Here is a 7,761-nt window from a genome sequence, read left to right on the forward strand (position 1 = left end):
TTTAACAAATTAAATCAAAAGGTTTTTCTATGAGAGGGGAAGGGGGCTCAAATTGCGAAGTCCGCAGTTTGGGTGGGAGGGTCAAAATTCCCCCTCAAACTCCCCCTTACCCCTGCCACGCTTAAATGCAGAAATACAAAATGCAAAGGCGAAAAGGCAAATACAGAAAGGCAAGGATAGAAAATTTCGGATTGCTGCGTGTTCGCTCGCCCTCAGCAGGTGCAAAAAGACAGAAAAAAGACTACAGAAGTGTAAAACCACTGAAACCGAGTTGATGAGAAGCGAAGCTTATCATAACTCTAGCTTTAGGAACGAAAGAGGGCTTAGCTCTCTGAAGTGGTCTTTAGGATTTGTAAAAATCCTAGTGAAAACAGATAGGGGGAGGTTGCGAGCTTCCCCTCCATCGTTTGATGATGGTTTGCCGAAAAAAAGAGTTTTTTCGGGGCTAAGGTTTTGACCCACCCACCCATTGTGTTAGGGGTGGTTAAACCCCTTTTTTGGAAAAGAAGAAAGTGGGTCTTAGGATTTCACAAGAAATCCCAATAAAAATAAATATATAAAGGAATTTAGAGTCATGGATCTAGAAAAAGAAAATATTTTTTTAGAACTCAATTTTAGAAATGAATCTCAAGGAGAATCTATCGCTAAAGAAGTGAAGATCTTGCCTGTTGGTAAAGAAATCCAAGGGATTGATGGGAGGAAGTTTGCAGTCGATGGGGAGGAAGTCTTAGAGGCTTTGAAAAAAGAGCCTGCAGATTTAATGCTTGATCTCAATCATGACTCTAAGGGCGAGGCGATGGGCTGGTTTAAAAACCCAAAGCTCAAAGAAGATGGGATTTATGCAGAGCTAGAGCCTACACCTAAGGGCAAGGAGCTCATTGATAACAAGCTTTATCGCTATCTCTCGCCTGCTATTTTTGTGCAAAAAGAGGGCGATGTCGCCAAGGCAGTTAGAATCCATTCTGTAGGGCTTGTCAATCAGCCTAATTTAGGTGGGCTTGCCCTCAATTCTCAAGAGTCTTTTAAAGAAGAGAAACCAAATCAAAATAAAGGAAAAACAATGGCTACAGACCAAAAAGAAGAAGCATTGAAAGATGTGATAGAGAAAAAAGAACAAGAACTCACAGAGCTCAAAAACCAACTCGAAGCACTCAACAAAGAGAAAGAGAAGCTCTCTAAAGAAAAAGAGCAACTCAGCAAGGAAAAAGAAGCCTTGGCAAAAGAAAAAGAAGTTTTAGAGAAAAATGCTCGTATCCAAAGGGTGGAGCAGGCTATTTTGCTTGGTGAGCTCTTGCCTAAGAGAAAAGAGGAAGTCTTAGAGCTCAACAGTTCTGAATTAGACAAGCACCTTGAGATTTATAAGATTGAAGCTCAAAACACACTCAAGACTTCTGCGCTCAAAGACAACAAAATCAATCCTGCACCAACAACTGAAGATGCACTCTCTCTTGAGATCAAAAGACAGCTTGGCCTTGGTGCTAAAACAGAAATTATATAAAGGACAAACAAATGAAACTCGATGCTACTACGATTGCAGAAATCTCCAAACAGCTCAACGCTCTGTTTAATGGAGCCCTACAAACTCAAAAGGGCGATTACAACAAAATTGCTATGGAAGTGGTCGCTAAGACCATTAGCGTGGATTATCGCTGGCTTGCAGCGCTGCCTTCAATGCGAGAATGGGTGGGGGATAGGGTCTTAAAAGAAATCTCAGGCTATAAATATGAGATCTCTAAAAAGAATTTTGAGAGCACCATTAAGGTCGATAGAGATGTGATTGCCTATGATTCTTTAGGCATTGTCGCACTCCAAATCAAAAATATGGCAGAACTTGCTGTGCAGCATTATGATGAGCTTGTGTTCCCACTTTTGGAGAGTAATGGGACTTGTTATGATGGACAAAAATTCTTTTCTGATTCGCATATGGTCGGCTCTAAGAAATTCACAAACATTGGCACTAAAGCCCTCACACAAGCTTCTTTTATGGAAGCAAGGTCGCAGATGAGAGGGGTGGTCAATGAAGAGGGCAAGCCTTTGAGGATCAATCCATCGCTTCTGATTGTCCCTCCTGAGCTTGAATACAAAGCAATGGAAATTTTGCAGAAGAGCCCACTTGCAAATGGCGAGGGGAATATCACTTTGAATATGGCAGAGTTTTATGTTTGCCCTTATCTCACAGATCCCAACGCTTGGTATTTGCTGGATACAACCAAATCCATCAAACCCTTTTTGGTGCAGAAAAATAAAGAAGTGGAGTTTAGTGCATTGGATAAGCCTGATTCGGATGCTAATTTCATGCGCAGGGAACTTATCTATGGGATTGATACAGAAGACAACGCAGGTTATGGGCTATGGCAGCAGGCTTTTAAATCTGATGGCAGTGCCTCTTAAGGAGAAAAGATGATAAACAACAGAGAACAATCCAGAAAGCTCAAAGCAGAGCTAGAGCTTAAAACAGAAGCTTCTGTCGCTCTTAAAAATGGCGAGAATATCAACAAAGTTCTTGAAACTCTAACAAGTATCCAGACCACACTTGAAGTTTTATGCCAAAAGATAGAGATTTTAGAGGGTAAAGCAAAGCCCCAAGAAGATGAGTCAAGCTCCAAAGACTCAAAAGATGACTCAAAAGATAAGGCCAAGGCAAAATAATGGATACCCTTGCCCCCACCACTCTGCAAACAGATAGCACACAAGAAGCACAACACCCTTTGCTCACAGAGCTTTTAGAGCGAGCCAAGGGGAGTTTGGAAAATGAAGAAGAAGTGAGCTGCAAGATAGCGCTCAAGGCTCTATCCGAGATGGAGGAGGCTGTTTGCAAAAAAAGAGTGCCAAACTTTGTAAAACTAGATTTTGCAATGGTGCGCCTCAAGCTCTGGCTAAAAATCGGCTTGTCTGAAGAAGATGAAATGCTCTTGAATAAGGCTTTAAAAGCTATTGAAAACGCTCCTTTGGCGCAAATTGAGGGACTAGAGAGCGCAAAGTGTTATTTGGTGAAGGAAAGAGAGTTTTTGGTATGAGAATCTCAAAGCTTATCCAAAAATTTGAATCCATCTTTAAAACCCTCACGCCCCTAAGCTCGCCTAGCCTAACCCAAAAAGGCAAATATTATGTCCTAGAGGGGGTGTCAAAAGGGCAGAACCAAACCTTTGAAGCAGATTTTAAGGTCTTGATTGCGTTCAATTCTTTAAACAAGGATATGGCAGCAGGGCTTGAAAATCTAGACTTAATACTCCAAGAGATCCAAAACGCGCAAGCCCCTGACTCACAAACAAGGATTATCTTTGAGAGTTTGAAGCTCTCTAGTATTCATGAGGGGCTGTTTGTGTATGCAATCGATTTAAAAATGAGGATAGCCCAATGAAAGAAGTGATCTCTCAAGCAATGGCTCTCATCAAGACCCACGAGGGCTTTAGCTCTAGGGTTTATGCAGACACTCTAGGTGTTCCTACCATTGGCTATGGGAGGAATCTCAAAGCTTATCCTTTGAGCGCAGCTGAAAAAGAAGCCTTGATAGATGGGGAGTGGAGCAAAGAAGAGGCAGAGGCTTGGCTTTTAGAGAGAGTGGAAGCACTTTATGAAAAGCTTTTGGGCTTTAGCTGGTTTGCCCATTTAGACAAAGAGCGTCAAGCCATTTTACTGGATATGGCTTATAACCTAGGGGTTAAGAAGCTTTTGGGGTTTAAAAAAATGATTGAGGCTCTAAAAACTCATGACTATATCAGTGCGGCTAAAGAGATGAGTGCGAGCCTTTGGGCAAAGCAGACAAAGAGCCGAGCCCTCAAGCTCTCAGCATTGATGGAATCTATACAAGGTTTTCAAGGAGGTTTTGATGTTTGAATATTTGAAATTGAAGTTTTTAATTGCAGCCATTTTAGTTCTGCTCGCTCTCTTTGGAGCGCTAGAGCTTTATGTGAGCCATCAGATCAAGACAGGTATCAAAGCAGGGCTAGAGCTAGAGGGATTAAAAAATGCCCTTGCTTCTCAAAATCAAGCCCTTGCAAAAAAGAGCTTGGATACACAGAGCTATCTCAAGAGTATGCTAGCCAAAAAAGAGAGTGTATCGACCAAATATAAGACCATCTATGTCCAAGACAAAAGCTGCACAAGCCAGCTAGAGGGGGTGAAAAATGCGCTGGATTTGTTTTATCACAGCTCTATTGATTCTACTTGAGGGTTGTGGCTACCCTGTGTATGAAAAGGTATATATCCCCACTCATTGTGAGATCCCTTTGAGAGAAAGACCACAAAAGAGCGAGGATTTGGTAGAGAATATCAAGAATCTCTTGGGGTATGTGGAGTTACTAGAGAGTGATTTAAGGTTTTGCGTGGGAGGGTTAAGACCTTAACATATAGGGCTTTCTTGTTCTTTTAACAAAATGAATCAAAGGTTTTTTGTTTTTAAAAGCTTTTGTTTTTTTAATCTCAAAAAGGGGTTTATCCTCCCCTAACCCCTCCTTAACCCCGAAAAAACTCTTTTTTCGGCAAATAAGGAGGGGAAGCTCGCAACCTCCTTGCTAGCAAAAAGCCAGCGACTACACTTCTGTAGTCTTAAATCTGTCTTTTTGCACCACGCAAGGGCGAGCGAAAACAAGGAACGAAAGAGGGCTTAGCTCTCTGCAGTGATCTTAGGGATTTTTAATCCCTAGAGTGGTCTTAGGATTTCACAAAGAAATCCCAGATAAAAACAAAAATAGAAAGAGTGCAGGAGAAAATGGAAAAGGATTTAGTGTTTTTGGGAGTGTCATTGAGAGAATATATCCCCTATTTATTTATCTTGATTTTAGGGATCTGTGTGGGGATCTTATTTGTCTTGAGGACAATTCAAGAAGTTTCCATCAACACAAAAAGCAGGAGGTGGCAGTATGTGGTCTATGGCGTTGGCTCTTCAATGCTGACTACTTGGATTGCTTATGAGCTACTCAATTATTACACACATTTCCCGCTTTCGCTCTCTTCTGCACTCGCTGGGGGCGTGGGCTTTATCGGCGCAGAAACTGTGTCTAGATTGGTGATTCGGTTTTTTGAAAGTAAATTTAAGTAGAAGGGGGGTAAAGACTTTGTCTTTGCTGCCCTTGTGTTCTTTAACAAAAATGAAATCAAAGGGTTTATATCTTTCAAAAATACTTTTTTGAAAAAAGAAAAAGCCTTTTAGAAAATAGGAAAGTGGGTCTTAGGGATTTGAAAAATCCCAGTGAAAAATCAATATGAAAAGGAAAAATAAAATGGCAAATAACGCAAATAAACAAAAAGAAAACCTCTATTTCAGTGGGGGTCGGGTCGAGATTGCAGTATTTAAAAACGATGGGAGCTTGGATACTCCTTTTAATCTAGGTTGTATTGAGCTGACTTTAAACAGAGAGATCACTAAGGCCCAAGCTTTTAGCAAAGAGCAAGGAAGCAAACAAAAGATCGCTGAAGTCATCACTGATGAAAACGTAACGCTCAAGATGAAATGCAACGATTTCTCAGCACAGAATTTAGCTCTAGCACTTGGAGCTAAGGTCGAAACATTAGAGGTCAAGACAGGTGAGGCGCTGCCTTTTGGAGGGAATGCGACCAAGGACACGACCCTTTCTGTGCTCAAAGCAGGGAGTGTGGGGATTGTGCGGGCAAAGATTACTTTTATCAGCACGCCTGTTTTGAATAAAAAAGTCGCTGCTGTGATCCATGAAGCCAATATTTCAATGAGTGGGGATCTGGCGTTGATGAACGATGGTGATTTTGCGACTTTGGAGCTTGAGGGCAGTGCAAATGCCACGGATGCAGGCTATTACACGCATTATATCATCGAAGAAGAAAGAGATGGGACGCCCAAAGCTCCCAAGGCATAAATGGATTCAATAGAGGGGGCACTGCCCCTTGTGTTCTTTAACAAAAATGAAATCAAAGGGTTTTTTCACTCAAAAGGCTTTTTTAATTTCAAAAAAGGGGTTTATCCTCCCCTAACACAATGGGTGGGTGGGTCAAAACCTTAGCCCCGAAAAAACTCTTTTTTTTCGGCAAACCATCATCAAACGATGGAGGGGGAAGCTCGCAACTTCCTTGCTAGTTAAAAGAGGGGAAAAGCACTACTGCAATCTTGTATCCCTCTTTTTGCACCCTTGGCTTTAGGGCGAGCAAAGGCGATACAATCCGATATTTTCGCCTTTCTGCATTTTGCCTTTGCATTTCTGCCTTTAAGCGTGGCAGGGGTAAGGGGGAGTTTGAGGGGGAATTTTGACCCTCCCACCCAAACTGCGGACTTCGCAATTTGAGCCCCCTTCCCCTCTCATAGAAAAGAGTTTTAGCTTTTTAAATTGAAAAAGAAAAGCAGTCTTAGGATTTCACAAGAATCCCAAAACCTTTAAAACTGAGTTGATGAGAAGCGAAGCTTATCATAACTCTATCCTTTAGGAACGCAAGAGGGCTTAGCTCTCTGTAGTGGTCTTAGGATTCTTTAGAATCCCAGATAAAAATAAAATAATGACACAAGGAGTTAAAAATGGAAAATTTTGTTTATAAAATCAAACGCAATTATGTAGTCTTTGAAGATGAAAAAGGAACTGCCTTTAAATATTACCAACCCAATCAAAGACAAGTCTTAGAGATCTCTAGGGCAAATGGGCTAGAAGAGGTGTTGGGAGCTAATGAAAAGCTACTCAGAGAGAATCTGGAAGCTTGTGATGATGGAAAAAATTTGGATAAAAAAGCAGCAAAAGAAGCCAAAGAGATCTTTATTTCTGAGCTCTTAGAAAACTCTACTTTAGAGGAATTTTTCTCTGTGATGGCAGAAGAATTTGCCAGAACAAAAGAAGTCAAAAGAAAAAACTAAGGTTGTGGGCAAAGGAGCAGGCATATTTGTCTAAGGATAAAAACTCTGTTCTTTTAGCCCACGAATTGCAAGACTTAGAAGAAATTTTGATTGCTTCTTGCTTTGTGCTTGCCCAAAGGGTCAATGGAGGGGGTATGAGTTTATGGAGTGAAGTGGATTATTTGATTGTCAAAGATTTTTCTAAGAAATATGATTTGGATTCCATAGAAGTCTATGGAGTTTTAAAAGAAATGCTCACAGAGTTTGAAAGGGTGCGAAATGATTGAGAAAAAAAGAATAGGAATTTTAAAAAGATTCTTGAACCTTTTTTTGCCTGTTTTTGGGATTGTCTGGATCAAGGTCTGGATTCAATGTCAGCAAAATATCATACTTCCCATCACCAGTATGCTGGAATTTTTTCAATTCATAGCCCTTTTTAAAATAAAGCTTGGCTTGAGGGGTTTGAAGGAATTGGGCTTTGGCATTTTCATCAGCTCGCTTGGCTTTTTTCATATCGTTTCTGATAAAAAGAAAAAACAAAAAAAGAACCAACAAGGAACTGAAAAAACCACCTTGCCACACATAAATCATATCGCACCCCTTTCATATAATCTTGGGAGCATTATATGACAAAAAATGTAAATGTTGAACTAAGGTTTGATGCTAAATTAGGCAAACTTCCACAAACAGAGGAGGTGTTAAGGGGTATTGATAGAGAGGCTCAAAAAGCTACAGGAGCTCTGGATAAACTCAAAAATAAGTTAGATACATACGCACACCCTCTCCAATCTCTAGCAATTCTTAAAAACATAACAAGCTCTATTTATGATGGAGTGAGTGGAGTCATCCAAGAATCTATCCATCTCAACTCAATCTTAGAACAACAAAAGCTCTCTCTAGCTTCTCTTGTCACTCTCAACCACCAAAATGTCAATTCCCTAGGGCACGCAATCAATGCGAGTGATAAATGG

Annotated in this window: 14 protein-coding genes; 13 read left to right on the plus strand and 1 reads right to left on the minus strand. The window is 40.7% G+C overall.

Annotation, left to right across the window (positions count from 1 at the left end):
- The first annotated feature begins 140 nt into the window (after positions 1–140).
- From BKH46_RS09800 to BKH46_RS08950, 12 genes are all read left to right on the plus strand, one after another.
- Positions 141–275: a hypothetical protein gene (locus BKH46_RS09800; RefSeq protein WP_275542189.1), complete on the plus strand. Its 135-nt coding sequence runs from the start codon at positions 141–143 to the stop codon at positions 273–275.
- A 299-nt stretch (positions 276–574) separates the two neighbouring features.
- Positions 575–1,498: a phage protease gene (locus tag BKH46_RS08890; RefSeq protein WP_095226482.1), complete on the plus strand. Its 924-nt coding sequence runs from the start codon at positions 575–577 to the stop codon at positions 1,496–1,498.
- 11 nt (positions 1,499–1,509) lie between these two features.
- Complete coding sequence (locus BKH46_RS08895; RefSeq protein ID WP_095226483.1) at positions 1,510–2,391, plus strand: Mu-like prophage major head subunit gpT family protein; 882 nt, start codon at positions 1,510–1,512, stop codon at positions 2,389–2,391.
- A 9-nt stretch (positions 2,392–2,400) separates the two neighbouring features.
- Positions 2,401–2,649 carry a hypothetical protein gene (locus BKH46_RS08900; protein ID WP_095226484.1) on the plus strand — a complete coding sequence of 83 codons (249 nt, stop codon included), beginning with the start codon at positions 2,401–2,403 and terminating at the stop codon, positions 2,647–2,649.
- Positions 2,649–3,017: a hypothetical protein gene (locus BKH46_RS08905; RefSeq protein ID WP_095226485.1), complete on the plus strand. Its 369-nt coding sequence runs from the start codon at positions 2,649–2,651 to the stop codon at positions 3,015–3,017. The genes BKH46_RS08900 and BKH46_RS08905 overlap by 1 nt, the downstream gene beginning before the upstream one ends.
- A complete protein-coding gene (locus tag BKH46_RS08910; protein WP_095226486.1) occupies positions 3,014–3,361 on the plus strand; it encodes a hypothetical protein in 348 nt (115 codons plus the stop codon). Before BKH46_RS08905 ends, BKH46_RS08910 begins: the two co-directional genes overlap by 4 nt.
- Positions 3,358–3,837, plus strand: a complete 480-nt coding sequence (locus BKH46_RS08915) for a glycoside hydrolase family protein (protein WP_216358719.1) — start codon at positions 3,358–3,360, stop codon at positions 3,835–3,837. Before BKH46_RS08910 ends, BKH46_RS08915 begins: the two co-directional genes overlap by 4 nt.
- On the plus strand, positions 3,830–4,171 hold the full coding sequence (locus BKH46_RS08920; RefSeq protein WP_095226487.1) for a hypothetical protein: 342 nt from the start codon (positions 3,830–3,832) through the stop codon (positions 4,169–4,171). The genes BKH46_RS08915 and BKH46_RS08920 overlap by 8 nt, the downstream gene beginning before the upstream one ends.
- Positions 4,172–4,711: 540 nt before the next feature.
- Positions 4,712–5,041 carry a phage holin family protein gene (locus BKH46_RS08930; protein ID WP_095226489.1) on the plus strand — a complete coding sequence of 110 codons (330 nt, stop codon included), beginning with the start codon at positions 4,712–4,714 and terminating at the stop codon, positions 5,039–5,041.
- A 181-nt stretch (positions 5,042–5,222) separates the two neighbouring features.
- Entirely contained in the window at positions 5,223–5,831 is a 609-nt protein-coding gene (locus tag BKH46_RS08935; RefSeq protein ID WP_095226490.1) for a hypothetical protein, read from the plus strand.
- 650 nt (positions 5,832–6,481) lie between these two features.
- The gene (locus BKH46_RS08945) at positions 6,482–6,811 is read left to right on the plus strand and encodes a hypothetical protein (RefSeq protein ID WP_095226492.1); all 330 of its coding nucleotides are present in this window, start codon (positions 6,482–6,484) and stop codon (positions 6,809–6,811) included.
- 26 nt (positions 6,812–6,837) lie between these two features.
- Positions 6,838–7,077 carry a hypothetical protein gene (locus BKH46_RS08950; protein WP_095226493.1) on the plus strand — a complete coding sequence of 80 codons (240 nt, stop codon included), beginning with the start codon at positions 6,838–6,840 and terminating at the stop codon, positions 7,075–7,077.
- A gap of 19 nt (positions 7,078–7,096) precedes the next feature.
- Here BKH46_RS08950 and BKH46_RS08955 read toward each other — a convergent pair whose 3' ends face one another.
- Entirely contained in the window at positions 7,097–7,381 is a 285-nt protein-coding gene (locus BKH46_RS08955; protein WP_095226494.1) for a hypothetical protein, read from the minus strand.
- A gap of 35 nt (positions 7,382–7,416) precedes the next feature.
- Between BKH46_RS08955 and BKH46_RS08960 the strand changes: the two genes are divergently transcribed.
- Positions 7,417–7,761 (plus strand): hypothetical protein (locus tag BKH46_RS08960; protein ID WP_143428949.1); only part of this gene is annotated, 345 nt, incomplete at its 3' end.

It is taken from the genome of Helicobacter sp. 12S02634-8 (genome assembly GCF_002272865.1).
In the GTDB taxonomy this organism is placed as follows: Bacteria; Campylobacterota; Campylobacteria; order Campylobacterales; family Helicobacteraceae; genus Helicobacter_J.

What these genes read in the sequence shown, in the direction of transcription:
- BKH46_RS09800 (WP_275542189.1), top strand. Translation starts at nt 141, where the DNA reads ATGCAAAGGCGAAAAGGCAAATACAGAAAGGCAAGGATAGAAAATTTC.
- BKH46_RS08890 (WP_095226482.1), top strand. Translation starts at nt 575, where the DNA reads ATGGATCTAGAAAAAGAAAATATTTTTTTAGAACTCAATTTTAGAAAT.
- BKH46_RS08895 (WP_095226483.1), top strand. Translation starts at nt 1,510, where the DNA reads ATGAAACTCGATGCTACTACGATTGCAGAAATCTCCAAACAGCTCAAC.
- BKH46_RS08900 (WP_095226484.1), top strand. Translation starts at nt 2,401, where the DNA reads ATGATAAACAACAGAGAACAATCCAGAAAGCTCAAAGCAGAGCTAGAG.
- BKH46_RS08905 (WP_095226485.1), top strand. Translation starts at nt 2,649, where the DNA reads ATGGATACCCTTGCCCCCACCACTCTGCAAACAGATAGCACACAAGAA.
- BKH46_RS08910 (WP_095226486.1), top strand. Translation starts at nt 3,014, where the DNA reads ATGAGAATCTCAAAGCTTATCCAAAAATTTGAATCCATCTTTAAAACC.
- BKH46_RS08915 (WP_216358719.1), top strand. Translation starts at nt 3,358, where the DNA reads ATGAAAGAAGTGATCTCTCAAGCAATGGCTCTCATCAAGACCCACGAG.
- BKH46_RS08920 (WP_095226487.1), top strand. Translation starts at nt 3,830, where the DNA reads ATGTTTGAATATTTGAAATTGAAGTTTTTAATTGCAGCCATTTTAGTT.
- BKH46_RS08930 (WP_095226489.1), top strand. Translation starts at nt 4,712, where the DNA reads ATGGAAAAGGATTTAGTGTTTTTGGGAGTGTCATTGAGAGAATATATC.
- BKH46_RS08935 (WP_095226490.1), top strand. Translation starts at nt 5,223, where the DNA reads ATGGCAAATAACGCAAATAAACAAAAAGAAAACCTCTATTTCAGTGGG.
- BKH46_RS08945 (WP_095226492.1), top strand. Translation starts at nt 6,482, where the DNA reads ATGGAAAATTTTGTTTATAAAATCAAACGCAATTATGTAGTCTTTGAA.
- BKH46_RS08955 (WP_095226494.1), bottom strand. Translation starts at nt 7,381, where the DNA reads ATGATTTATGTGTGGCAAGGTGGTTTTTTCAGTTCCTTGTTGGTTCTT.